This is a genomic window from Bacillus cereus group sp. MS39, from assembly GCF_040448665.1.
Lineage (GTDB): Bacteria > Bacillota > Bacilli > Bacillales > Bacillaceae_G > Bacillus_A > Bacillus_A wiedmannii.
The window spans coordinates 1,075,071-1,098,497 of sequence record NZ_CP123058.1 but is presented as its reverse complement, the minus strand read 5'-3'; the positions used below and the strand labels follow the sequence as shown (position 1 = coordinate 1,098,497).

Below are 23,427 nucleotides of genomic sequence, written 5' to 3'. Positions count from 1 at the left end.
ATTTTCACTTAAACTAGTATTTTCACACTTCACGTATATCATCTTCTTATTATGCTAGAACTAAAATTACAACTTCTTTACAAAACAAAAGCAACCTTCTCGGTTGCTTTTGTTTTATCCGTTTTTCTTCGCCATGAAGAAAATACGCTCTGTTTGTTCTGTAACTTCAAGTCGCTCAAAATCACCAGTGACGCGAAGCACAGTAAAACCAGCTTCTTCAAGCCATTTCGTTAACTCTTCGACCTGATATGCACGTTGCACGTGACATTCGTCAAAACGATGGTACACATCTTCTTCTGGGTCTTGAACAAAGAATGTTAAATCATGTTCTACACTATTTGATTCTTCACCAGGGAAGCAATTCCAAATAAGAGATATTTCTTCTCCATTCACTGTGTATGTTTCATTTTGAAATACATGATGTATTTTATATAAAGAATGTACATCAAATAAAAACAAACCATCTTGACGTAAATGGTGAAATACTCTTCGAAATGTTTCTTGCACTCCATCTTCTTGCAATACATAGTTTAATGAATCACAAAAGATCGTTACACAGTCAAACTCACCTGGAACGTCAAGCTCTCGCATGTCTTGTTGGTAAAAAGGAATAAAGTATCCTTCTCCGCCTAGTTTTTGCTGAGCGACCGTTAACATCTCTTCCGAAAGATCGACACCGATTAAATCGTAACCCTTTTGTACAAGCGGAAGTGTTACATTACCAGTACCGCATGCTACATCAAGAATCTTCGCCTCTTTCATATCCGCTTGCTGTAAACTTTCCTCTGTGAATTCCACCCATTTATCATAAGGAACATCATTCATTAGTTCGTCGTACAACAAAGCAAATTGTTCGTATTTCATTGGTCTAGCTCGTCTGTAATATCCTCACGTGGCACATCGCCCCAAAGACGCTCTAAATTATAGTGATTACGCTCATCTTTATGGAATACATGAGCAACTACATCTCCAAGGTCAACTAGTACCCAGCGTGCTTCGTCAAAACCTTCCATACGTTGTACGTCGATTTGGAACTCATGTGCTTTTGATTTAATTTCACGCGCAATTGCTTGCACTTGCTTATCTGAGTTACCGTGACAAATAATGAAATAATCTGCAATTGGTGAAATACCTTGCATATTTAGGACAACCATATCTTCTGCTCTCTTATCATCAGCTGCTTTTGCTGCTAATACTAATAACTCTTTATCTTTCATTTACTAATTTCCTCCTTGATAACTGCGTTGTATGTTTGGAATGTTAATGGATAAATCGTTTGATTTTTTTCCATTAAAAATTGAATTGTTCGCTTTAACGCAAATAATAAAGCTTGATTTATATCCGTATATGCGAGTTTACGAGCTTCCTCCACCCCTGGAAACTTTCGCCCAGGCTCAATGTAATCAGCTACATAAATTACTTTATCTAACATCGTCATTTTCTCATGACCACTTGTATGATATGTAATAGCTTGCAGGATTTCAGGATCCGTAATGCCTACTTCTTTTTCTACTAAGTATGCCCCAACAGGTGCATGCCATAACTCTTTGTTATAACAAAGTAAATCTTTCGGCAAATCTTCACTTTTAATAATCTCTTCCATCTCAGAAATCGCTCTACACTTCGCATAATCATGGAATATAGCTGCAACTTCAGCCTTTTTTTCATCCACACCGTATAACTTAGCAAGTTCAATTGCTGTCTCCATTACACCTATTGTGTGTATATAACGTTTTTCATGCATTTGTTGTTTGACAATATGAAGTGCTTTCTCACGATTCATACAACCCATTCCTCTCGATATACACCTGTACTTTTTCGGGAAGTAAGTATTTACATGTTCCCTTCTCTTTATATCTCTCACGCACTAAAGATGAAGAAACTGCAAACTCCGGAATTTCCACAGTGGTGATAGGGTAAGGCGTACGCAATGTATAACCAGGTCTTGCAACCCCAACAAACGTCACAAGATCGAGTAACGCTTCAATGTTATACCACTTCGGTAAATACTCAACCATATCTCCACCAATAATAAAGTGAAACTGCACATCCGGATACTTCTTCGTCAATTGTAACATAGTGTCATACGTATAAGATGGGCCCTTTCTGCTTAGCTCTTCTAAACAAATAGAAAAATGTTCCTCCGCCTCAGTCGCAAGCTCTAACATTTGTAAGCGATTTTCTACACTTGTAATATTCCGTCCTTGTTTATGCGGTGGAATTTGGTTCGGTAAGAACCATACTTCTTCTAAATTCAAAGCGTGATATACTTCATTTGCAATTAGCAAATGCCCATAATGTGGCGGATCAAATGTACCGCCAATGATGCCAATTTTTCTCAAAAGAAACGCCCCTTCCTTTTACCTACAGTAACTCTCTTCATTCCTATCCGAAGAGAGTTCACTGTTAATAAAAGTTCAATTGGTTTCGCTCTCTACATCATTACGCACTAACGATAAAAAATAGCATATGCTATTCTTTTGATCGCGGAAGTTTAATTTGTTTATTTTCTCTAGATTCTTTGTATAAAACGATTGTACTTCCAATTACTTGAACGATTTCAGCACGTGCGCCTTTTGCAAGTTCTTCTGCAACTTCACGACGATCGAATTCACAGTTTTGTAGCACACTTACTTTAAATAGTTCACGAACTTCTAAAGTATCTGCGATTTGTTTAATCATATTTTCATTTACTCCGCCTTTTCCTACTTGAAAAATTGGTGTTAAATGATGTGCTTGTGCACGTAAAAATCTTTTTTGTTTTCCTGTTAACATATATGTTAGCCTCCAAGCTTTCTTATAACTAATTGTTTCATTCTATCGATATTCGGTACACGCCCTGTCCACATTTCAAATGCAAGTGCACCTTGATAAACAAACATATCAATACCATTTTGAATCATTGCACCTTGCTCTTTTGCCTCACATAAAATTTTCGTTTCAAATGGATTATAAATTATATCTGATACAATCGTCCCTTTTTTTAACGAAGAAATTTGTAATGGCGTATATTCGACGCGTGGATGCATACCTATTGTTGTCGTCTGAATGATAATATCATAATTTCCTTGTTCTTCTGTTGCTTTTTCTAGCGATAAAGCAACAGAATTAACAGTAGCCGTACATGCAGCAATAAGTTCTTTCGCCTTATCTGCTGTACGATTAGCTACATCAATCTCTTTCACACCTACATCAGCAAGAGAAAAATAAATAGCTCGACTAGCACCACCTGCGCCAAGCAATAAAATACGTTTCTCCTGAAGTGGTTCACTACTAATTGACTGCAGCGCTCGGACAAAACCAATTCCATCTGTATTGTAGCCAATCAATTTTCCATCCTTATGAACCACTGTATTTACTGCACCAATTTGTTTTGCTAGCGGGTCAATCTCATCCAAATAATCCATAATAGCAACTTTGTGCGGCGTTGTTACATTAAATCCTGAAATACCTAATGCTTTTAAACCTCTTACTGCTTCCCCTAGCACTTCCTCTTTAACAAGAAATGCATGATAATGGGCATCCATATTCAAGTGTTCAAATGCATCGTTATGCATAACTGGCGATAATGAATGTCCAATTGGATTTCCGATTACACCATATAATTGTTTCATAAATCCCTCTCCATATTAAATTAAAGATTTACGTAGCGAAACACTTACTCCTTTTGGTACGTGTGCAACAATTTTTGCTCCCGATTCGTTTACCGTAACCCATCCTAATCCAGAGAATACAACATCCGTTTTTGGTTCACGAATATTAAATTCGTATTTCACTAACTCTGGCATATTTTCTAATTCTTCTGGTGTTGGCGGGCTTAGTAAATCCCCAGCATGATTTTTATACAATTCATCTGCTTTCTCAAGCTTTGTACGATGGATTGTTAAACGATTCGAGAAGTGACAAGTAAATGCACGACGACCACCACTTACATAATCAAAACGTGCCAATCCACTGAAGAATAGTGTTTGTTCTTCATTTAATTGGAACACCATTGGCTTAATTTCTTTTGTTGGTGTAATAAGCTTTAAGCTTTCTTTTCCAACATAATGAGCCATTTGATGGTGGTTAATAATACCTGGCGTATCATATAAAGAAGATTCTTCGTCTAACGGAATATCAATTAAATCAAGTGTTGTTCCTGGGAAATGAGATGTTGTAATTACATTTTCAGTCTCATCACTAAATTCTTTAATCATACGATTAATAAATGTTGATTTTCCTACATTCGTACATCCAACAACGTAAACATCTTTTCCGCCGCGGTAATACTCAATAGCATCTGCCAACTCAGCAATCCCTTGCCCCTTTGCTGCACTAATTAAAAAGACATCTTCTGGCTTTAATCCTAGCTGCTTTGCACTATAGCGCATCCAATGCTTTACTTTATCATGTTTTACTGACTTAGGAATTAAATCAGCTTTATTTCCAACAAGTAATACTTTATTATTTCCCACGAAACGATGTAGGCCAGGTAACCAGCTACCATTAAAATCAAAAATATCTACAATTTTAACTACTAACGCATCCGATTTTCCAATTCCATTTAGAATACGTAGGAAGTCATCATCTGTTAATGATACATCTTGAATTTCGTTATAATGTTTCAAGCGAAAACAGCGTTGACAAATTACTTGTTCTTTCTCTAAAGATGAGGTAGGAGCATATCCCACTTCGTTTTTATCTTCTGTTTGAATTTCTACACCGCAACCAATACATTTAATTGTTTCAGTCAAACTTTATTCCTCCCAGTTAATTAAACCTTTTTTCTTCATATTTCTCATAATTCTTCGTTCAATTTTCCGATTAAAGCGCGTTACTAATCCGTCCGTTTGTGCTACCGGTACAACTAAAATTGTATGAAGTCCCACTCGGTTTCCACCTAAAACATCCGTTAGTAACTGATCTCCAATTACTACAACTTCATCTGGTTGTAAACGCATCTCTTGTATCGCACGCTTAAACGCGCGAACAAATGGTTTACGCGCACTATGAATAAATGGAATACCTAATGGATCAGCAAAGTCTTTCACACGTTGCTCATTATTATTTGAAACGACCGTTACTTGAATACCTTGCTCTTTCATTTTCAAAAACCATTCTTCAAGTTGTGGCGTTGCATTTGGACGATCCCATTCAATTAACGTGTTATCTAAATCAGTAATGACACCTTTAATTCCACGTTTTTTCAAATCTTCTGGTTGAACATGATATACATTTTTCACATATTCATTTGGTAAAAATAGCTTCAATTTCTTTCACCTCTTTGAGGAGTTTTCATAAAAATTTTTCGACAACATATTTCGATATATGACCTGTGGATAAAATTGTACACATTTTCCACATTAATTTTTCAGCCAATTTGGAATTTACTAACAATCTATACACATTTTATCCACCTAGGTATGTGGATAACCACTCGTTTGTGACTGTCATATTTTTTTGGTACATTAAATGCAACAACGAATCAATCCTTAAATTATTAGGAGGTGACTCACCTTGAAAACAAAATATATGGAACAGTTGTCTACTGAGTTACTCACTGAGTCTTATTATAAAGCAAAAGAACTAAAATTAAATCCCGACTTCATTTTACTTATAAAACAAGAAATGATTAGACGCTCATTAGAGGACAAGCTTGTCAAATCGTCTTGATTACATATAAAGTGAAATTTTAATGAGCTAACTTGTAAAAAGAGCCATCCTGCGATGGCTCTCGAATAAACAAGTACTCCCATCTAGGGAATTTCATCATTAAGCATCTTTGTCCATAACTCTTGCTTACAGTTATAAAATGTTTTCTTTACTTATGAGCCGAACGAGTAGCAATTTTTTCACCAAGACGAAGCTCTTGTCCACTCTTCAATTCCTGCACTACTTCTATCATATCTTTTTCAAACAATAACACAACTGTTGAGCCAAATGTAAAGTATGCCATTTCTTCACCTTTTTGAACAGTGTCTCTTTCATGCAACAGCTCAATACTATTAACAAACATAGCTCCTACTTTTACAAGTGCCATATGTTCACCGTCACTATTTACTTCTGTAACAGAGCGATAATTTTTTGACAATGGCTCTTTCCCATATTCCATACCAGCTGCATTTACCGGATATGACTTTCTACCAAGTACAAACCTTTCAGTCACAGAACCAGAAAGCGGACTATGAATACGATGATAATGACTTGGGCTTAAATAAATAACCATGTATGTACCACCTGCATATCGCTTTGCACGTTCTTCATTACCTAGCATATCCACTATTGAATAACGCTTACCTTTAATATCAAATGTTTTTGTGTCCTCAATAGGACCGTGATCAGCAAAAACACCATCAACAGGACTAACGATACTCGATGCATCTGTATCAACACTACGCTTTCCTTCTTTTAGCTTACGCGTAAATAATTCATGCAATGTTCTATATTCCTTCAAACCCTTTTCCATCTCATCTTGGTTAATTTGAAAAACTTTCGCATACGATGGAATAATGATAGAGCTCAAACGAGATTGTGCAAATTTACGTAATATATAAGAAGTAAAACGACCATTTGTAAGTTCGATCATAAGTCGATATAATGTACGTCGCAAATTGCGAAACCTCCTAATCAGTCTATAACTTTAGCTTCCCCTTCTTTTCCTTCTATATCATATGTAAAATTGGTTCTTATTCCCACATATCATATAGAACTGTTTCATTATACATGCAGAAAACTAAGTATGGTATTATTCTTAAATTGTTTAGCACCCTCTAATATTACAGATAGAATCCGTCATTTTCAACAGTGAACATAGATTTCTTCTGAACACAACTCTTTTTCTTTCCTTATTTACAAAAAGAAAAGCAGCCCATTTTAAAATATGGCTGCTTGCAATGTACATTATTCTTTCGCTTTTTTCTCTTTCTCAGCTCTTACAAATTCATGGAACATTTTCATTAAAGCGCGCTTTTCAATTCTTGATACGTAGCTTCTGGAAATACCAAGTGCCTTCGCAATCTCTCGTTGCGTTTTCTCCTTATCAAGCCCCAGTCCAAAACGCTTCACGATTACTTCTTTCTCTCGTTCGTCTAAAATATCGATATACTCTTTAATCTTTTCTAACTCCATACTAAGCTGAATCATATCAATTACATCTTCAGACTCTGATTTTAATATATCGATAAGCGATATTTCATTCCCCTCTTTATCTTGCCCGATTGGATCATGAAGTGAAACGTCTTTTTTCGTTTTTTTCAGTACACGTAAATGCATTAAAATTTCATTTTCAATACATCGTGCTGCATACGTCGCAAGTTTTGTGCCTTTTCCTGCCGAATAGCTCTCGATCGCTTTAATGAGCCCAATTGTACCAATTGAAATTAAATCTTCTGCATCTTCCCCTGTGTTTTCAAATTTTTTAACGATATGAGCTACAAGCCGTAAATTATGTTCAATTAACAGATTTCTCGCTTGAGCATCACCTTGCTCCATTAACTCTAAGTACTTTCTCTCATCGTCTGATGATAACGGCTGCGGAAACGCATTATTCTTCACATAAGAAACAAAGACAAACACTTCTCGAACCATATATCCAATTGCGGCGAATAGACTCAAACCTTTCACCTCCGCCAAAATAGTGGTCTTTACTATGTGTATGTGGGCGTGAGGTTATTTGTGTCTGTACGATATAAATATGGAATCCTTAGCTTTTTGTCGAACGAAATACGTCTTTCATACCTGGAATATTTTTTCCAATGTATTACAATATGTTAAGTTCCAAAATTTTGAAAGAGGTGTTTTCATGCGATACGCTACATCACAAATCAGAAACCTTGTAATACTCACATCATCATTTTTCTTACTTTCAGCCTGTGGACAACAAACGTCTCCTACAAAAGCTGAGGCTACTAAACAAGATACTGCCGTATCAAAAGACAGTGCAAAAGCTGAGAACAGCACAACAACTAAAAACAATGCAAAAACTGAAAATAATACGAAACCTGAAGCAGAATCTAAAAACACACAAAAAGAGCAACAACCAGCTAAGCAACCAAATAAACAAACTGATACTAATACATTCACAAGTGAAGATGCTATAAAAGTTCTAGAAAAAAGAATGGGAGCTCGCTCAAATGAAATTCGTTACAGCTCCAGTGAAGACAAACTAATTGGCACATTAAATGGTATTAAGCTATACGACGTATTATACGGACGCGAATCTCCTGAGAACTCACGTGCGCTAAATTTTGCAGTGGGATCTGATGGAAACCTATATGATTGGTCAAAAGCTCAAGATGGTATTCTTCAACCACTTAACGGCAATTAATAAATGATTCTAAGAACATAGTAAAAGCCAGTCGATACGTATCGATTGGCTTTTACTAATACTCACTCCAAATTTTCTCCCCGGTATGCGCATCAATATAACGAATTTCTCGACTACAGTCGAAGAATTCTTTATAATTTTCATCCGTTGTTTGTTTATACAGCAATTGATATACCGTTTCCTCTACGTCATGATCTATAGACCATTCTAATTTAACTCGGATAGCCTCTCTGTATATTTCTAACGCTTCTTCTTTTGTTACTTTTGGTGTTGTTTCATATGCAAGTAATTCTTTTATAAATTTGCTAGACTCTCCAGAGTAGTGCATCACTGCACCATTTTCTGCATTGATGTTGATCATAAAGTGCTTATACTCTGCCGGAATACCATTCACATATACGGAAAAGTTAAATCTTTCAATCCCATCTTCTGCTTCTTCACGTTCCTCCCAAAGGCAAAGATATTGTGTGATATCCGGAATCACTCGCTCTAAAAATTGAATTGCTTTTTGTAAACATTCCTCTCTAGACAGTATTTGCTTTGCTTCTTTATCTTCTGTCAGTTTTATAAAACCAATTAATTCACTGGTTAATTTATCAACCGTAATGCCAATTAAATTATTATATTTTAACATCGGTAAATGCTTCTTAAAGAATTCATTCATTAAATATGGATTCTGTTCTTCTTTCTGTTTTTGTAATTCCTCTTTCAGAACAAATTTCATCCTTATTTCATCATCATTTTCCGTTTCATCTACTTTTGTAAAACTTTCTTTATCCCAGCCAAATAATTCGAATATGTCACCTTGCCGGCTACCTTTCTTTGTTTTTTCAACAGCTACTGTCGGCGGTAATTTATAATGTTCTGATCCAAATAAATCTTCTCCCGTACTTGCATTAATAGATGCATGACTAGGTTCTGGTTCATATACAAGATGGTCCCCTTTTACTTCTTCTCCATTTTCATACTCACATGAAGAGTGTGTTAAATCTACAAATACAAGTCTCATATTTTGTCTAGCTTTCAAATTTTCTAAAACGACATTCTCCTCAACAATTTCACTTGGCCATAACGGTTTTTTCTCGATAGCTTTTTGTCCATTATAACGAAAATGCACAACATTACCTGAAGGATGAACTCGCACGACACACCCTGTATTCGGCAATGGATAGCTATTCACTTCTTGCATATAATTTACTTCTTTCCAACCGCGCCAATTATCCTTAACAGTTACATATGTATAAAATTCATATCCTTCTTTTATATATTTTTTTAAGAATACATTTGCAATCTCTCTTGCTTTATTCTCCTCTATCGCTTCCTTGCCGCTCGAAATAGAATTTCCCTCCTCTATCCTAAAGTCAATTAAATTACCGGTATGTCTATTCAGTGTAATCTGTATTGTTCTCTCCTCATCCGCTTTATGTTCCCACCATAATAGATGATATGGGTCATCCACACCTTCTTGATCATCTACAACAAGACTATAATCATCTGAAATGTTAATAATATGAGCCACTTGCTCTTTTCTTTCTTTATCTTTTTGATTCATCATACCGCTCCCTTTATTACAATTTAAGGTAATTATAACAAACAAAACCAAAGAAATATAAACAAAAAAAGACTAGAGATATCTCTAGTCTTCTACTTCGTTTCACGATGTAACGTTACTCGCTTTAATCGTGGACAATATTTTTTTAGTTCGATGCGCTCTGGATTGTTTCGTTTATTTTTTTTAGAAATATAATTACGATCACCGCACTCGGTACAAGCTAATGTAATATTTACACGCATTTGTAATTCTCCTTTCTTTTAAAGATCGCAAACTAAAACGTAATGATTACGATTTATATATTATATAACTTCATTCTATTTGTCAATTGCAAAACAAAAGGGATCTAAATAGAACCCTTTTGTTTAAGTAATCTATACCTTGTATTAAAATGTTTCGTATGTAACAAACTCACTAATCGGTTTTCGATATCCTCGTGGGCGAGTTTTAGTAGTATCACTTTTTCCTATCGTAATCATTAAAACAGGCACTACATGCTCCGGCATATTTAATTCACTTTGTACTGCTTTTTCATCAAAACCGATCATTGGACACGTATCATAGCCATAATATTTAGCTGCGTACATAAAAGTCATCGCACTTAACGAAGCATTTCTAATCGCTTCCTCTTCCATGAAGCGTTCTCCTTTTCCTTCATATAACCCTTTCGTTTGCCTAATTGCATCTTCATACTCACATTCATCAATCATCTTTAAAACCTTCATACCGAAATAAATATTTTCGACATTTTGATATGCTCTCTTATCACCACAAACAAGTATTACTGCAGATGCACTTGATACTTTATACTGCCTAAAAGCTAACTCTTTTAATCTTTCTTTGCGCTCTTGATCACGAATTACAACATAATGTGTATGTTGCAAATTGTAACAAGATGGAGAAAGCTTTGTTAGCTCAAATATTTTTTAAAATCCTCATCAAGGATTTCTATTTCTTGTACAAATTTCATTGCAGAACGTCTAGCAATTGCTAATTCTTCAAAGTTCACCTTATAGCCCCTTAATAACCATAAATTCAAATATACATTAATTTATACAATCAAATAAATAAAATAAATCAAATGAAAACACTTTAAGTTATGGATAATAATGATGCTTCACAAAAAAAGACAAAAAGCTGAAACAATTAGTTCATACGAAATTCACACGAATCTATTACTATAAGAATTATACATAGTGAACTTATTAACAATCACGTTTATTTATATAGAATCTTACTCGAAAGGAGTTGAAAGTATGAAAACTAAATATCGTTTTATGATCTCATCATTTGCTGCTTGCGCTTATATGCTTTGGTATTTAGTATAATAACAACCTCGCTTGTAAATTGGAAAAGGTGTGTATATAAATGGAATATAATCAATCAACAGTTAACTATTGGAAAGCTTTTGTACTACCATATACATTTGCTTTAGAAGAGTTAAAAACTAAATTTGAAATTATGAACCGGGAAGCTCAATTTTTAGAGGATTACAACCCGTTTGAACATATAAAAACAAGACTAAAACAACCTGAAAGTATTATTAAAAAGCTTGAGCGTAAAAATTTATTACCAACAGTTGAAAATGCCCAAACTCATTTACAAGATATCATCGGCATTCGTATTACATGTTGCTTCGTAGAAGATATCTATCATTTAAAAAATGTTATTCAAAAGCGTGAAGATATGGAAATCATTGAAGTAAAAGATTATATCGCTAATCCAAAGGGAAACGGATATAAAAGTTTACACATGATTATTAAATATCCTTTATCACTGAATTCTGGTACAAAAGATGTATTTGCAGAAATTCAGTTACGTACACTTGCTATGGATTTTTGGGCAAGTTTAGAACATAAACTTTACTATAAATATGAAGGGAAAATACCTGAGTATTTAAAAGATGAACTACACGATGCAGCAATGAAAGCTGAAGATCTTGATAATAAAATGGCAACCATTCGCCAAGATATTGATGATATTGAAGCATGTTCAAATCAAATTCTGTTACCACTATAAAAAAGGTTCTCTCCAATGAGAACCTTTTTTATTTCGCTATTTACGGGTAGTAAGACTTCCTAATTAAAGTTTCACTTTATTTCTTCCCTATCATGCGAACCTCTTCAATTTTCCATCCATCCTCTTCTTTTCCAAGCGCATACTGTACGTTCTTCTGAAGAGTGACCTCCCCCTCTATTTCTTTTTCCTTCGTTTCAACAACAACATACCCTGCTTTACTAGCTTTCATATCTATATGTTCCAATTCGATTTTCTTATTTCCCTTTTGAAAAGCTGCTTCTTTTTGTGTTTTTAAGTCTTCAGCACTAGGCATCTTCTTTGAAAATAACTCCATATGTTCAGCAAGATTTTTTTCATTTGTCGTCCGTACAAACTTCTCCATAACATCTTGAATCGATTTCTCTTCTTCTTTCGTTATTTGTACCTTTTCCTCAGCTTTTGTAGTAGTAGATTTTTTTTCTATCTGATTCTCTTTGGATTGACATCCAACTAGCAATACTACACCTATTAGAAGGGATCCTATCCCTCTGAAAAAAGCCCCCATCTTCCCATCTCCTAAAAAGAAAAGTGAGGCATTTCGCCTCACTTTCATTTATAATTAGCGTCTTCCTTTATTCGGATCGCCACCGCCAACAATATCAAAGACACGTTTAGCGATATTTGTATTCTCTTGAACGCCAGAGAACAAGTATTTACCAGGGCCAAATGCATATACGTTTACATCTTCCCCTGTATGCCCACCTGTAGTCCATCCTGTAACCGAACGCTTATTGAAAATATCCTCAATCGCATTATCAATCTTTGTTACATCTTTTGAAGGAGCAATATCATTTACCGCTTTAATTTCTTCTGGTGTTAATTGTAAATCAATATATTTTTTCAATGTCTCTTCTACATTTGCACCTTTTGCAATCTCATTTGCCATGAAGTCTGGTGTACGTTTTGCAGCTTTAATTGGATCTACTTTAAAGTTATACTCACCATTCGCACCTAAAGATAATCCGCCAGTAGCGTGGTCTGCCGTTGCAACGACTAACGTATTTTTATCTTTTTTCGCAAACTCAATCGCTGCTTTAAATGCTTTTTCAAAGTCTTCCATTTCACTCATTGCACCTACGATATCATTATCGTGTCCAGCCCAGTCGATTTGACTTCCTTCAACCATTAAGAAGAAACCATTTTTATTTTTGTTCAAACGCTCAATTGCTGCATTTGTCATTTCTTCTAATGAAGGTGTCTTCTCATTACGGTCAATCATTTTATCTAAACCGCCTGGTGCAAATAAACCTAAAATTTGATCGTTTTTATCATTTAACAATTGATCTCGATCTGTTACGTAGCTATAACCAGATTTCTTAAACTCTTCTGTAAGATTACGATCTTTTCTAACAAAGTTTTTTACGCCGCCGCCAAGCATAACATCTACTTTATGCTTCCCTTTAATTTTTTCATCAAAATAATCATTTGCAATTGCATCCATATTTTTACGACTAATGTCATGCGCACCGAAAGCAGCTGGTGTTGCATGTGTAATTTCAGAAGTAGCAACTAATCCTGTTGATTTCCCTTTTTCTTTCGCTTGTTCAAGAACAGTTTTCACTTCTGCTTTATCATTATCAACTGCAATTGCCGCATTATATGTTTTAATTCCCGCTGACATAGCTGTTGCTGCTGATGCAGAGTCTGTGATATTTTCATGTTCATCTTCCGGATATGTTTTTTGTGTTCCTACAAGATGCTTATCAAACTCTGTAGATTCCATCTCAAAAGTTTTTGGATTATCTTTCATATAACGATGAGCCGTCATGTATGAAGGTCCCATACCATCCCCAATTAATACAATGACATTTTTAATCTTTGCATTGCTTCCGCTCTCATCTGCATTAACCTCACTAGAACGAGTAAAATTCCATGTTGCTACCGAAGTAACAGCTAACGACGCCACAACTGCAAATGGCCATGCTTTTTTTACAAACTTTTTCACTATATTGTCCCCCTAATTAGGTTATTCATTTCCCACTATCAAATTTAATAGAAGACTATTAAGAGAAAATTAGTTATATGTAAATTTTTTGTTAACTTATGTAAATATCAGTTATAATTTGTATAAGTTTGTCTGTTCGTATCAACATTCTTCGCCTTTACAATCCAAATATAAACAAGTTGGATTTCATTTAACGTAAATCTCTTATTTAACATTTTCAATCTACTTTTATGAAAATTAATAGAAATGTGGGGAGTATTTATGAAAACAATAAAGCTAGATGAATCTTTTATTTTTGATTTACTCGACCTTTGCAAAGCTATTGGATGGTTACAAGATAAAGCATTTATGAAAAAGCAATTCGAAATGTATCTTTCTCTCGGCACACTTATTGGTTATATGCATGAAAATAAACTGATTGCAGCTGGAGGAGTATTTCCTTTTAAAGATAGTTTTTCTACTATTGGCATGTTAATCGTTCATCCTAATTTTCAAGGCCGAGGCATCGGGCGTATTTTGCTAAATCGTTGCTTAGAACACACTCTCCCAAAACAACCAATTGCACTTCTTGCAACAAAAGCTGGCGAGCCTCTTTATACATCATGCGGATTTAAAACAGTAACAACGATTCATCGTTTTGAGAAACAAACTACTAAAACACATATTACTCATACGCAACAAGTGAAAGAACAAGATCTTGTCTCACTTATTTCTCTCGATCAAATTACAACTGGCGCTAATCGTTCTTTACTTTATTCATTACTCTTACCAAGAACAAGCCACTCTTTTAAAATTGAGAGAAATAACTGTATAGAAGCTTTTTCCTTATGTATACAAAAAGGAAATATATTATGCGTCAATCCACTTATCGCAAAGCAAGAGCAGGACGCTATTCAATTATTCAAGAGAATCTGTGAATGTTGGAATGGCACAGTAAGGATTGATGTCCCACATTCACAATTTTCATTTCGTCAATTTCTTCAAACAGAAAGTTTCCAAGAAACGCTCCTTTCACCTCTTATGATAAAAAGTGGTAGCCAACTTCCTGGAAATCGTAATATGCTATTTGCTATGATAGATACAGCGTTATGTTAGAAAGGGGACACCTCATTGAAGCGATTTAGCTATTTTATGGTAGGTTGTCTTACTCTTACACTATTAGTAGGATGTAGTGCAGCAGAAAAGCCAGTAGAACAAGTAAAACAAGTTAAAAATACACTTACAGCGAAACTAGCTACCGAGGAAAAAATGGTAGAAATAGATGGGCAAACCATTTACTTTAAAAAGATTGGTAATGAAAAGCCACCTTTACTTATGATCCATGGATTTGGAGGATCGTCAGATGGTTTTCAAAAGATTTACTCAGATTTAGCAAAAGATCATACAATTATTTCTGTAGATGCTTTAGGCTTCGGGCGCTCATCTAAGCCGATGGATTTTTATTATTCTTTCCCAACTCATGCAAATTTGTATTATAAATTAATGAAAAAACTAGGTTATGATTCGTTTGCAATACTGGGACACTCAATGGGCGGAGAAATTTCTCTTAATTTAACATATTTATATCCTGAAGCCGTTACCCACCTTATTTTAACTGATGCTACAGGTGGTCCTCATACATTCGTTAATAAACAAGGCTCACCAAAACCACAGTTGTCGACTGATTTAAATACCGTTTCTGCTGTTGCAGATTATGATGAAAGTAAAGTGAAATTTAAACGTAATGACGAAGAGCATTACAATAAAATGAAATTATGGCCTAGACGTCTTCAAATCAATGCAAATGAACTGAAACAACCAACCTTAATTATATGGGGAAAAAATGATAGTAGCGTTTCTTGGAAAGAAGGAGAAACGTATCATCAATTCTTAAAAAATAGTACTTTCCATATTATCGAAAAAGGTTATCATGCACCATTTCGTCAAGAGCCACAAGAATTTGTAGGTTATGTAAAAGAATTCTTTAAAAACAATCCAATAAAAGTTGAAAAATAACATAAGCGGGTATCTCATTTTGAGATACCCGCTTTCATATATTAAGCAGCTTGCTTTTGGCGTTTTTGAGTTTTTGATCCTAGTACTTTCGGAATAACGAAACCATCTATTCCAAATTTACCAGCATTCATACCAGAAACTAGAACGAACATTGATAGAATAACCATTTCAGGATTGACACCAATTGACCCACTAAACATATAGGAAAAGTTCATTACAAGACCGAAAAAGACCGCTGTTTTTGTTAAACAGCCTATAATTAAACCAATTCCAACTAAAATTTCTCCCCACGTTACAAGTGTATTAAATAGATCAACGTTTGGAATTGCGAAATCTTGTAAAAATGATGCCCACCAAGATTGAACAGCCGGTTGTGCTCCTTTAGATTTTTCAATTGCACCTTGTAGATAACCTGTTGCATCGAATCCTTTTCCTTGTAGTTTACCGATTCCAGCCATTAACCATGTGTAACCAAGATATACTCGAATTACTGCTAACACAAAAGAAACTGCTTTGTTTTCTCTTAAAAATTGAATAACCATATCTTCCTCCTAAAGTTGTAATTAAGTTAGTTACAGATAATATAATAACATTAGTTACTTATTTATAAAACGTTAATTACGAATAATTTGTGACATGTGTATGAAACATTAAAAACTAACGTTTATATAGTAACTTTTTTTACCTGTAAAAACTTGAACATATCATACCATAGGTGATAATCATTTTCATTGAAGAAAATGTAAAAAAAATGTGAGTTAAATGTGAAACACCTTTATTCGAATATAGAATAAAGGCGTTTTTTACTATTTATAGAATTGAAATGTACGTGTCTCCTCATCAATTAATTTTGCCTCTTGAAAAGCATCTTCTAACGTTTTTGCATGGTTAATAAGCCCATAAAATAAGCGTATTGTAAACATAAGTGCTGCATTCCCATCTACATAATCTATCGATGCAATATACGATTTCGCCCCACTACGTAAAAAAGATTCTGCTAGTTTTCTCTCCCCTAACGTACACCCGCTATTTACAATATGTGTATTATGCAATTTTGCATATTTATAAATTTCTGCTGCACCAAAGTATCCCCTCGGTTCATCTTGTTCATATATATCTTCACCTAACTCTTCCATGACAAACTTTCCTTCCTCACCATGAAAGCAAAAGACAACATAATTAATATCATTATATAAACTCTTTCCAGAAAGAATATCGATGAACTCTTTCGGTCTACCAATCCAGTATGTTATAACTTTTGCCCCAAAATATTCAAGCGATGCTCGAATTGATTGCGCCTCTAAATCGGAATTAAAGCCAACTACTAGTGCAACATTCAACATATACCCTCAACCCTATCATTAGATTTCATCAATCAGACTTTTATGGGTTACCTCCATTTCATATATACCCGTTTCTTGCAAAAAATCATATCTAGTTAACACGACTTTCTGCAAATATTGCCTATACGCAGTAATTGTCCCGTCGTGAGATACAATACAAATTCTTTCCGTACCTAGCTCATAACACCAAAGAAGAAATTCATCTACTATTTGCTGAAAGCTATTCTCTGAAATAGTATTTATACCTTCCGTCCATAACTGCTTATTTGTACTTTTCTCTATCGAAAAATGTGGAAATAAATTTGTTATTATCCCCTGATCTACTATGTCATCACATGGTAATGTTTTCGCTCCTTCTCGATAAGGAAAAATACGTGGGGATACATATGGGTGGACGATTTTTTGACAAGTTACTTTCTCACTCCATATTGCCGCTGTTTGTAAAGTTCTACGTGTAGGACTAACAATTAATATATCCGTTTCTTGTAATGGCACATTGCATTGAAGTAATTTAGCCTGATTCTTTCCCTCATCCGTTAATGGCGGATGAAGCACTTGTAAACTTGACGGCAAATCCTTTGTATGTTCACCTTCTCCGTGCCGAACAAAGACAAGCTTCATATCCAGCCTCCTCTCTCTATGAAATCCTCTTACATATTTCTTCCCTATCTCATTCTTTATTCCTGCTATATGAAAAACTGGTATGTAAAAAACATTTGATACAATTAATTGAAAAACATTACAATTATAATATGTAAAATACTTTTTACAAGAGAGAGGGGAATCACAAATATGAAATGGATTATCGCCTTTATCGGAATGATCATATGGGGATACATAAATGGATTTTTTAATAGTGATAAAACCGCTAATCCTTGGATTACAGATGATGAACGTGAAACAAAAATTAAACAGAAAGCAATTATTGCAAGCTGGTCTGGTGTTTTCATGTTTTGTATCATTAACCTCTTAAACAAATGGTTAGGTTTAGGAACGAGTAATACATCACCTTACTTACCATCTTCTGTCGCAACTATTTTAAAAGAAAATGTAGAGTTACAAGTTTTACTTATGCTATTTATTACGTATGGCATATTTTACGTATACTATCGAAGAAAATTAAGCGCTTAACTTTTATCTCATGATTATCCTCCTAAATGGTTATAGTAATTAGGACGAAATGAAAGGAGCGATATAAAAATGAGTAACTCGAATGACTTTTTAGATACACTACATGAAAAACAAGCAAAAGATGAACAAAATAGAAAGCGTCAAGGAAACGGAAACCCCGCGAAAAAAAAGCCAAATAAAACACATAAATAACAATAAAAAACCTGCCTAAAATTATCTTTTAGGCAGGTTTTTTATTCTTCTTTTACCGAGATGACATTTTCCCAGTTCCATTTCTCATAATACCATTCTGGTACATCTATATTTTCAATCCACTTCTTTTCCTGTTTTCCATCACTACTGGAAAGCCATACATTGGCTTTCTTACGGTCCGAACGTATCCAAATTAATTGATTGTTCTTCTTCATAAAGATGGGATGATAGTCACCTTGCTTATGGGGTGGCTTTGTGATTTGATGTTGTTCGTCGCTTGTACTATCGATCTCATATAAGGATGGCAGTGACCTTTTTTCTGGCGGAGTTTCTATCCCTGCCTCTTTTGCTCGTGAAACGATCATTACTTTATCGTTCTTCCATACAAAATCCCAATCAACATATCCTTTCGGCGTAAAGGTGTTCTGCTGAAGTGCCGGCAGCTCTTTTACTTTTAAATGTTTATTCTCTAACGCAACTCTTCCGCTTCCTTCAATATAAGCTAAAATATTCTTGGATGGCGCCCATTTGAACCATTGTGTGTTTAATAACATTTGATCTACCTTTTCAAAGCGACTGCCATCTGCTCGAACTAAGCAAAGCGTATTACTATCAGCTGACCACGAAGCTGTCGGTACCGCTAAAAATGAAATCCACCTTTGATCCGATGACCACTCAAACCCACTTGCAACTAGCGCTAGAAAATCATCATGTTCATTTGGTAATGCATACAAATGCTTCATTTTGTGAGGATTCATATGTGCATCTATTTGCACTTCATATAGCTGAGCTCCTGTCCATCCTGTTGGAAGTAAGTGTGCTTCAGAAGATACAAGAAACTTCTTTCCATCAGGGTACCATGCATAATCACCTACACCAGCTGACACATTTTCAAAATCTGTATTCTTATTTTTGACATCAAACGTATTTAATATATTTGCAAATACAAATGCAATTATATTCTCTTTCGGTGACCATTGATAATTCGATACCTCAGATTGCAATGGCCTAACTTTTTTTCCATCTTCCAGTCGGTACAACTCCAAGGTGTTTTGCTTCTTTCCTTTAGCATAAGAAATCCATTCTCCATCATGAGACCATTTCGGCCCTGTTATGTACTCGCCTTTAGTTATTTGTTTTTCTTTTCCATCAATTTTAACCCAAAGATCATGATGACGAATAAAAGCAACCTTCACCCCATTATGTTCCGCACGAGTACTAAACATTGAAGATAAAAAAATAAACAAAACCACACTACTACTCACGATAATTTTTTTCATACGTCCCTCCATTTTCTTATAGCATTCCTCATATTCCACTTACTATATGCGAATTTCACTCCGCATTGATTGGCAGTTACTGCACAATTGTTGTGGATTTATGCACAGTGGAGGATGGGCTTCCCCCACTGTGCATGAGCCATTCGACATAATCCCAAAAAATTTCCCGAATTTTTTTAATTCAAAGAGGATTGGTATGAATTATGTCGAAAGTATAGTTTAGCCAACATTCGATTTTATATTTCAGAACAAAAATGTAAGATAAATTTTTTCGGAATATTAGCACTTTTTATTAGGGGGAGTTTCAATGAAAAAAACTACATCTGCACTATTAAGTATGGCGCTTGTCTTTTCTAGTTTTGGAGCTTTAAGCGCGCATGCTGAATCGCTGCAAAAGGAGAAGCAATTTAGTCCACAGTTAAAAGCGAATATTGAGCAATGGGGAGAAAACAAAATCGCGCAAAATGTTGAAACAAAAACATCAAAAGAAATTTCAGTCATTGTAGAATTGCATCATGCTCCGCTCGCTTCACAAAGTAACATTCAGCATGCTCCAGATTTAAAAAATGGAAATGTGCAATCATACCATGCACAACTAAAAAAGGCGCAAGAGGATACAACAAAGAAAATTAAAGAAAAAGCACCAAAAGCAAAGATAAAAGAAACGTATAGCACGTTATTTTCTGGATTCTCTATTTCTATCCCAGGAGATCAAGTTGCTGCTTTAGCTTCTTTACCCGAAGTAAAAGCTGTTTATCCGAACTTAACATATAAATTGCATGAAACAGCAAAAAGCGCTACTAAAGCAGAAGCGCCAAATATTGGCGGACCGACAATCGGTGCACCTGAAGCATGGAATTTAAAAGATCCATCTGGCAAACCGCTTGATGGAAAAGGCATGAAAGTCGCTATTATTGATTCTGGCGTAGACTATACACACCCCGACTTACAAGCAAACTATATCGGTGGATACGATACAGTCGATGAGGATAACGATCCGATGGATGGTAACGTACACGGTACTCATGTAGCTGGTATTATTGCTGGTAACGGAAAAATTAAAGGCGTTGCTCCGAATGCTTCTATACTCGCTTACCGTGTCATGAACGATGGTGGAACTGGTACGACCGATGATATTATTCAAGGTATTGAGCGCGCTATTCAAGATGGTGCTGACGTTTTAAATTTATCTCTCGGTCAAGATTTGAATGTCCCTGATCAACCTGTAACAATGACGTTAGAACGCGCCGCAAAACTTGGTGTTACTGCAGTTGTTTCAAATGGAAATGATGGACCAAAACCTTGGTCTGTTGATGCTCCTGGTAACGCAAGTAGTGTCATCTCTGTTGGCGCATCGACTGTTTCTATTCCATTCCCAACATTCCAAGTAGCTGGTTCTAATAAACCTTACCAAGGATTACCGTTATCAAAAGCAGATTTCCAAGTAGGAAACGATGCTCAGCTTGTCTATGTTGGCTACGGTAATTCAAGTGATTACGCTAAACAAGATGTGAAAGGGAAGTTCGCCCTTGTTTTACAAGGAACTTCGAGTACGTTAGTAAAGGCAGAACAAGCGAAACAAGCTGGAGCTATCGGGGTGCTACTAATTTCTAATGAAAAAGAAATTAATATTATGCCTGAATATTTTGGCCGTGAAGAGATAGCTCTTCCAGTTATGCAACTATCAAATAAAAATGGTGAAGAGTTGAAAAATTTAATTACAAAAAGAAAGAAAAATATAAAAATTGGACAACCGAACAAAACAGAACTTATTGGTAACTTTAGTTCCAGAGGACCATCACAAGGAAGTTGGCTCATAAAACCTGATGTTGTTGCACCTGGCGTACAAATTACTAGTACGGTACCAAGGGGTGGCTATGAATCTCACAACGGAACAAGTATGGCTGCGCCACAAGTAGCAGGAGCCGTTGCCTTACTACGTCAAATGCATCCTGATTGGACGACAGAACAATTGAAATCTGCTCTTGCCAACACTGCAAAAACATTAAAGGATGTCAATGAAAATACATATCCTGTTATGGCACAAGGATCAGGTTTAATTAACATTCCGAAAGCAGCTCAAACGGATGCGTTAGTGAAACCGAACAATGTAAGTTTCGGTCTTATTAAACCGAATAGCGGCAAAGTGAAACTAACACAAAATATTACGTTACAAAATCTTTCTAACAAAAAGAAAAACTTTTCAACTCGTATTGAATTACTAGATACAAAAACAAAAATCCAAACTTCTTTCCCTTCTTCTATTAGTTTGAAACCGAATAGTAATATTGAAAAACCATTTACTATTACTGTAGATAGCTCCTTACCGCAAGGCGTATATACAGGAAATCTGTATGTAAAAGAACAAGGAAAAACTGAAGAAATGCGTATTCCATTTACATTTAGCATTGATCCGAAAGAATACAAACGTATTGATGGCCTTGAAATCGTTAATTCTACTTTCAGTCCAAATAATGACAAAATACTAGATGACAACCTAATCAATTACTATTTAGTTACACCAGTTGAAGACATAGCCTTTCATGCTAATTTAATTACGAAAGACCGCGTGACATATCAAGGCATGGTATATCAAGGTAAAAATGAAACACCTGGTTATAAATCTTTCAAATGGAATGGTACAAGAATTAATGGATCCCCTCTACCTGATGGCTTATACCAAATCGAAGCTGTTGCTTCTAACTCTGGTGGAGAAACAAAACAAACAGGAGCTGTATTTATCGACCGAACAGCACCTAAGTTAACACACGAAATTGATCAAGAAAATCTCATAATTAGAGGAAAAGTTGATGATATTCTACTAGATTGGATGACAGAATCTGGTTGGATTGCACCTGGTATTCCAGTAAGAATGCAATATGAAATTAACGGAAATGGTGTATGGGAGAGTGCATTCCTAAACACTTGGGAGAAAAACTACGAAATTTATTTCGATCGTAATCAATTACAAGAAGGAAAAAATACTATTCATATTGTAGCAACCGATGCAGCTGGAAATACGACTAATTTAAATGTTGATTTAGAAGTGAAATAAAGTGAAACTTTAATCAGCACTCACCAATCGGACGTTTACGGGCAATAAGGCTTCCATCTAACTTCTTTGCTCCGGCCAAATTTTGAGGTAGGAGTTTTACTGCCCACAAATAGCGGGATAAAATTATTGTTGACAACCTTTTAAAAATAGTTTTATAATACAAAACATAGTTTAGTTGAACGAATTATATATCGGCTTTGAAGGAATACTAGTAGCGACTTATATCCCTGTCTCAGAGAACTGATGGTTGGTGCGAATCAGTACATATACAAGCGTGAATTACAATTCTGGAGCTTCTTTCCCGTAGTGCACATAATGCATGAAGAGAAAGACGGATCTTTCCGTTATCTTAAAATGAGTGGTAAACAATTTTTCTGTTTACAATTAGGGTGGTACCGCGATTTTTATCGTCCCTATCGGATTTTCCGATAGGGGCTTTTTTGCGTCCTTCCCTTTTGCACAATTTCATATATACGCGTTGAAAGAATCGCAGTAATATCTTATATCCCTGTTACAGAGAGCTAATGGTCGGTGGAAATTAGCACATATATAAGTATGAATTACAATT

Annotated in this window: 26 protein-coding genes, 1 pseudogene and 2 other annotated features (1 of these 29 cut by a window edge); of the genes and pseudogenes, 8 read left to right on the top strand and 19 right to left on the bottom strand. The window is 35.2% G+C overall.

The window, feature by feature from the left end; all coding sequences use genetic code 11:
- Window positions 1-114: 114 nt before the first annotated feature.
- The 8 genes from QEP67_RS05720 to QEP67_RS05685 form a co-directional block, all read right to left on the bottom strand.
- Window positions 115-864 carry a class I SAM-dependent methyltransferase gene (locus QEP67_RS05720; protein ID WP_000873069.1) on the bottom strand — a complete coding sequence of 250 codons (750 nt, stop codon included), beginning with the start codon at window positions 862-864 and terminating at the stop codon, window positions 115-117.
- The gene (rsfS, locus tag QEP67_RS05715; RefSeq protein ID WP_000653210.1) at window positions 861-1,217 is read right to left on the bottom strand and encodes a ribosome silencing factor; all 357 of its coding nucleotides are present in this window, start codon (window positions 1,215-1,217) and stop codon (window positions 861-863) included. The genes QEP67_RS05720 and rsfS overlap by 4 nt, the downstream gene beginning before the upstream one ends.
- The gene (gene yqeK, locus QEP67_RS05710; RefSeq protein ID WP_001078363.1) at window positions 1,214-1,783 is read right to left on the bottom strand and encodes a bis(5'-nucleosyl)-tetraphosphatase (symmetrical) YqeK; all 570 of its coding nucleotides are present in this window, start codon (window positions 1,781-1,783) and stop codon (window positions 1,214-1,216) included. The genes rsfS and yqeK overlap by 4 nt, the downstream gene beginning before the upstream one ends.
- Entirely contained in the window at window positions 1,773-2,342 is a 570-nt protein-coding gene (gene nadD / locus QEP67_RS05705; RefSeq protein WP_001226042.1) for a nicotinate-nucleotide adenylyltransferase, read from the bottom strand. The genes yqeK and nadD overlap by 11 nt, the downstream gene beginning before the upstream one ends.
- A gap of 130 nt (window positions 2,343-2,472) precedes the next feature.
- Window positions 2,473-2,775 (bottom strand): ribosome assembly RNA-binding protein YhbY, encoded by a 303-nt coding sequence (gene yhbY, locus QEP67_RS05700; protein WP_000955225.1) that lies wholly within the window; start codon window positions 2,773-2,775, stop codon window positions 2,473-2,475.
- A gap of 5 nt (window positions 2,776-2,780) precedes the next feature.
- Window positions 2,781-3,614, bottom strand: coding sequence for a shikimate dehydrogenase (aroE, locus tag QEP67_RS05695; protein ID WP_000812092.1), 834 nt, complete (start codon window positions 3,612-3,614; stop codon window positions 2,781-2,783).
- A 15-nt stretch (window positions 3,615-3,629) separates the two neighbouring features.
- Window positions 3,630-4,736 carry a ribosome biogenesis GTPase YqeH gene (gene yqeH, locus QEP67_RS05690; RefSeq protein WP_000140797.1) on the bottom strand — a complete coding sequence of 369 codons (1,107 nt, stop codon included), beginning with the start codon at window positions 4,734-4,736 and terminating at the stop codon, window positions 3,630-3,632.
- Window positions 4,737-4,739: 3 nt separating this feature from the next.
- On the bottom strand, window positions 4,740-5,252 hold the full coding sequence (locus QEP67_RS05685) for a YqeG family HAD IIIA-type phosphatase (RefSeq protein ID WP_000765310.1): 513 nt from the start codon (window positions 5,250-5,252) through the stop codon (window positions 4,740-4,742).
- Window positions 5,253-5,499: 247 nt separating this feature from the next.
- Here QEP67_RS05685 and QEP67_RS05680 point away from each other — a divergent pair, with 247 nt between their 5' ends.
- Window positions 5,500-5,655, top strand: a complete 156-nt coding sequence (locus QEP67_RS05680) for a sporulation histidine kinase inhibitor Sda (protein ID WP_000853283.1) — start codon at window positions 5,500-5,502, stop codon at window positions 5,653-5,655.
- 148 nt (window positions 5,656-5,803) lie between these two features.
- Here the strand turns inward: QEP67_RS05680 and QEP67_RS05675 are convergent, their stop codons facing one another.
- Both QEP67_RS05675 and sigK read right to left on the bottom strand, forming a co-directional pair.
- A complete protein-coding gene (locus QEP67_RS05675; protein WP_001255007.1) occupies window positions 5,804-6,592 on the bottom strand; it encodes a phosphatidylserine decarboxylase in 789 nt (262 codons plus the stop codon).
- A gap of 290 nt (window positions 6,593-6,882) precedes the next feature.
- The gene (sigK, locus tag QEP67_RS05670) at window positions 6,883-7,596 is read right to left on the bottom strand and encodes an RNA polymerase sporulation sigma factor SigK (RefSeq protein ID WP_000051382.1); all 714 of its coding nucleotides are present in this window, start codon (window positions 7,594-7,596) and stop codon (window positions 6,883-6,885) included.
- 187 nt (window positions 7,597-7,783) lie between these two features.
- On the opposite strand from sigK, the gene QEP67_RS05665 reads away from it, so the two are divergent.
- Window positions 7,784-8,308 (top strand): hypothetical protein, encoded by a 525-nt coding sequence (locus tag QEP67_RS05665; protein WP_064459824.1) that lies wholly within the window; start codon window positions 7,784-7,786, stop codon window positions 8,306-8,308.
- A 55-nt stretch (window positions 8,309-8,363) separates the two neighbouring features.
- Here the strand turns inward: QEP67_RS05665 and QEP67_RS05660 are convergent, their stop codons facing one another.
- The 3 genes and pseudogenes from QEP67_RS05660 to QEP67_RS05650 form a co-directional block, all read right to left on the bottom strand.
- The gene (locus QEP67_RS05660; RefSeq protein WP_353706541.1) at window positions 8,364-9,860 is read right to left on the bottom strand and encodes a YcdB/YcdC domain-containing protein; all 1,497 of its coding nucleotides are present in this window, start codon (window positions 9,858-9,860) and stop codon (window positions 8,364-8,366) included.
- Between the two features lie 92 nt (window positions 9,861-9,952).
- Window positions 9,953-10,102 carry a 50S ribosomal protein L33 gene (gene rpmG, locus QEP67_RS05655; RefSeq protein WP_001265617.1) on the bottom strand — a complete coding sequence of 50 codons (150 nt, stop codon included), beginning with the start codon at window positions 10,100-10,102 and terminating at the stop codon, window positions 9,953-9,955.
- A gap of 144 nt (window positions 10,103-10,246) precedes the next feature.
- Window positions 10,247-10,869 (bottom strand): annotated as a pseudogene (locus tag QEP67_RS05650) (nitroreductase family protein).
- A 359-nt stretch (window positions 10,870-11,228) separates the two neighbouring features.
- Between QEP67_RS05650 and QEP67_RS05645 the strand changes: the two are divergent.
- The gene (locus QEP67_RS05645; RefSeq protein WP_000456222.1) at window positions 11,229-11,879 is read left to right on the top strand and encodes a GTP pyrophosphokinase family protein; all 651 of its coding nucleotides are present in this window, start codon (window positions 11,229-11,231) and stop codon (window positions 11,877-11,879) included.
- A 76-nt stretch (window positions 11,880-11,955) separates the two neighbouring features.
- On the opposite strand, the gene QEP67_RS05640 is transcribed toward QEP67_RS05645, so the two are convergent.
- Window positions 11,956-12,423 (bottom strand): hypothetical protein, encoded by a 468-nt coding sequence (locus QEP67_RS05640; protein ID WP_000500660.1) that lies wholly within the window; start codon window positions 12,421-12,423, stop codon window positions 11,956-11,958.
- A gap of 54 nt (window positions 12,424-12,477) precedes the next feature.
- Window positions 12,478-13,863 (bottom strand): alkaline phosphatase, encoded by a 1,386-nt coding sequence (locus tag QEP67_RS05635; protein ID WP_000714921.1) that lies wholly within the window; start codon window positions 13,861-13,863, stop codon window positions 12,478-12,480.
- A gap of 261 nt (window positions 13,864-14,124) precedes the next feature.
- Between QEP67_RS05635 and QEP67_RS05630 the strand changes: the two genes are divergently transcribed.
- Window positions 14,125-14,958 carry a GNAT family N-acetyltransferase gene (locus QEP67_RS05630; RefSeq protein ID WP_000848976.1) on the top strand — a complete coding sequence of 278 codons (834 nt, stop codon included), beginning with the start codon at window positions 14,125-14,127 and terminating at the stop codon, window positions 14,956-14,958.
- Between the two features lie 15 nt (window positions 14,959-14,973).
- Window positions 14,974-15,858, top strand: coding sequence for an alpha/beta hydrolase (locus QEP67_RS05625; protein ID WP_000819824.1), 885 nt, complete (start codon window positions 14,974-14,976; stop codon window positions 15,856-15,858).
- Between the two features lie 41 nt (window positions 15,859-15,899).
- On the opposite strand, the gene QEP67_RS05620 is transcribed toward QEP67_RS05625, so the two are convergent.
- The 3 genes from QEP67_RS05620 to QEP67_RS05610 all read right to left on the bottom strand — a co-directional run bounded on the left by QEP67_RS05620 (window position 15,900) and on the right by QEP67_RS05610 (window position 17,822).
- Window positions 15,900-16,400, bottom strand: a complete 501-nt coding sequence (locus QEP67_RS05620; RefSeq protein ID WP_000236597.1) for a DoxX family protein — start codon at window positions 16,398-16,400, stop codon at window positions 15,900-15,902.
- A gap of 264 nt (window positions 16,401-16,664) precedes the next feature.
- Window positions 16,665-17,201, bottom strand: coding sequence for a hypothetical protein (locus QEP67_RS05615; protein ID WP_000935627.1), 537 nt, complete (start codon window positions 17,199-17,201; stop codon window positions 16,665-16,667).
- An 18-nt stretch (window positions 17,202-17,219) separates the two neighbouring features.
- Entirely contained in the window at window positions 17,220-17,822 is a 603-nt protein-coding gene (locus tag QEP67_RS05610) for a histidine phosphatase family protein (RefSeq protein WP_000779733.1), read from the bottom strand.
- 171 nt (window positions 17,823-17,993) lie between these two features.
- On the opposite strand from QEP67_RS05610, the gene QEP67_RS05605 reads away from it, so the two are divergent.
- Both QEP67_RS05605 and QEP67_RS05600 read left to right on the top strand, forming a co-directional pair.
- Window positions 17,994-18,332 (top strand): hypothetical protein, encoded by a 339-nt coding sequence (locus QEP67_RS05605; RefSeq protein ID WP_000871130.1) that lies wholly within the window; start codon window positions 17,994-17,996, stop codon window positions 18,330-18,332.
- Between the two features lie 69 nt (window positions 18,333-18,401).
- Window positions 18,402-18,524 (top strand): DUF4023 domain-containing protein, encoded by a 123-nt coding sequence (locus QEP67_RS05600; protein ID WP_000071861.1) that lies wholly within the window; start codon window positions 18,402-18,404, stop codon window positions 18,522-18,524.
- 41 nt (window positions 18,525-18,565) lie between these two features.
- Here QEP67_RS05600 and QEP67_RS05595 read toward each other — a convergent pair whose 3' ends face one another.
- Window positions 18,566-19,804, bottom strand: coding sequence for a PD40 domain-containing protein (locus tag QEP67_RS05595; RefSeq protein ID WP_000721092.1), 1,239 nt, complete (start codon window positions 19,802-19,804; stop codon window positions 18,566-18,568).
- Window positions 19,805-20,111: 307 nt separating this feature from the next.
- Between QEP67_RS05595 and QEP67_RS05590 the strand changes: the two genes are divergently transcribed.
- Window positions 20,112-22,859, top strand: a complete 2,748-nt coding sequence (locus tag QEP67_RS05590; RefSeq protein ID WP_353706540.1) for a S8 family serine peptidase — start codon at window positions 20,112-20,114, stop codon at window positions 22,857-22,859.
- 188 nt (window positions 22,860-23,047) lie between these two features.
- Window positions 23,048-23,277, top strand: a binding site (T-box leader).
- Window positions 23,278-23,328: 51 nt separating this feature from the next.
- Window positions 23,329-23,427 (top strand) — a binding site (T-box leader) (it continues 129 nt past the right edge of the window).

Excerpts from the sequence above, each read along its gene's own strand:
- QEP67_RS05660 (WP_353706541.1), bottom strand. The coding sequence starts at position 9,860 with ATGAATCAAAAAGATAAAGAAAGAAAAGAGCAAGTGGCTCATATTATT.
- QEP67_RS05665 (WP_064459824.1), top strand. The coding sequence starts at position 7,784 with ATGCGATACGCTACATCACAAATCAGAAACCTTGTAATACTCACATCA.
- QEP67_RS05720 (WP_000873069.1), bottom strand. The coding sequence starts at position 864 with ATGAAATACGAACAATTTGCTTTGTTGTACGACGAACTAATGAATGAT.
- QEP67_RS05590 (WP_353706540.1), top strand. The coding sequence starts at position 20,112 with ATGAAAAAAACTACATCTGCACTATTAAGTATGGCGCTTGTCTTTTCT.
- QEP67_RS05600 (WP_000071861.1), top strand. The coding sequence starts at position 18,402 with ATGAGTAACTCGAATGACTTTTTAGATACACTACATGAAAAACAAGCA.
- yqeK (WP_001078363.1), bottom strand. The coding sequence starts at position 1,783 with ATGAATCGTGAGAAAGCACTTCATATTGTCAAACAACAAATGCATGAA.
- QEP67_RS05620 (WP_000236597.1), bottom strand. The coding sequence starts at position 16,400 with ATGGTTATTCAATTTTTAAGAGAAAACAAAGCAGTTTCTTTTGTGTTA.
- QEP67_RS05615 (WP_000935627.1), bottom strand. The coding sequence starts at position 17,201 with ATGTTGAATGTTGCACTAGTAGTTGGCTTTAATTCCGATTTAGAGGCG.
- QEP67_RS05630 (WP_000848976.1), top strand. The coding sequence starts at position 14,125 with ATGAAAACAATAAAGCTAGATGAATCTTTTATTTTTGATTTACTCGAC.
- rsfS (WP_000653210.1), bottom strand. The coding sequence starts at position 1,217 with ATGAAAGATAAAGAGTTATTAGTATTAGCAGCAAAAGCAGCTGATGAT.
- rpmG (WP_001265617.1), bottom strand. The coding sequence starts at position 10,102 with ATGCGTGTAAATATTACATTAGCTTGTACCGAGTGCGGTGATCGTAAT.
- QEP67_RS05610 (WP_000779733.1), bottom strand. The coding sequence starts at position 17,822 with ATGAAGCTTGTCTTTGTTCGGCACGGAGAAGGTGAACATACAAAGGAT.
- yhbY (WP_000955225.1), bottom strand. The coding sequence starts at position 2,775 with ATGTTAACAGGAAAACAAAAAAGATTTTTACGTGCACAAGCACATCAT.
- QEP67_RS05645 (WP_000456222.1), top strand. The coding sequence starts at position 11,229 with ATGGAATATAATCAATCAACAGTTAACTATTGGAAAGCTTTTGTACTA.
- QEP67_RS05595 (WP_000721092.1), bottom strand. The coding sequence starts at position 19,804 with ATGAAAAAAATTATCGTGAGTAGTAGTGTGGTTTTGTTTATTTTTTTA.
- QEP67_RS05640 (WP_000500660.1), bottom strand. The coding sequence starts at position 12,423 with ATGGGGGCTTTTTTCAGAGGGATAGGATCCCTTCTAATAGGTGTAGTA.
- aroE (WP_000812092.1), bottom strand. The coding sequence starts at position 3,614 with ATGAAACAATTATATGGTGTAATCGGAAATCCAATTGGACATTCATTA.
- QEP67_RS05605 (WP_000871130.1), top strand. The coding sequence starts at position 17,994 with ATGAAATGGATTATCGCCTTTATCGGAATGATCATATGGGGATACATA.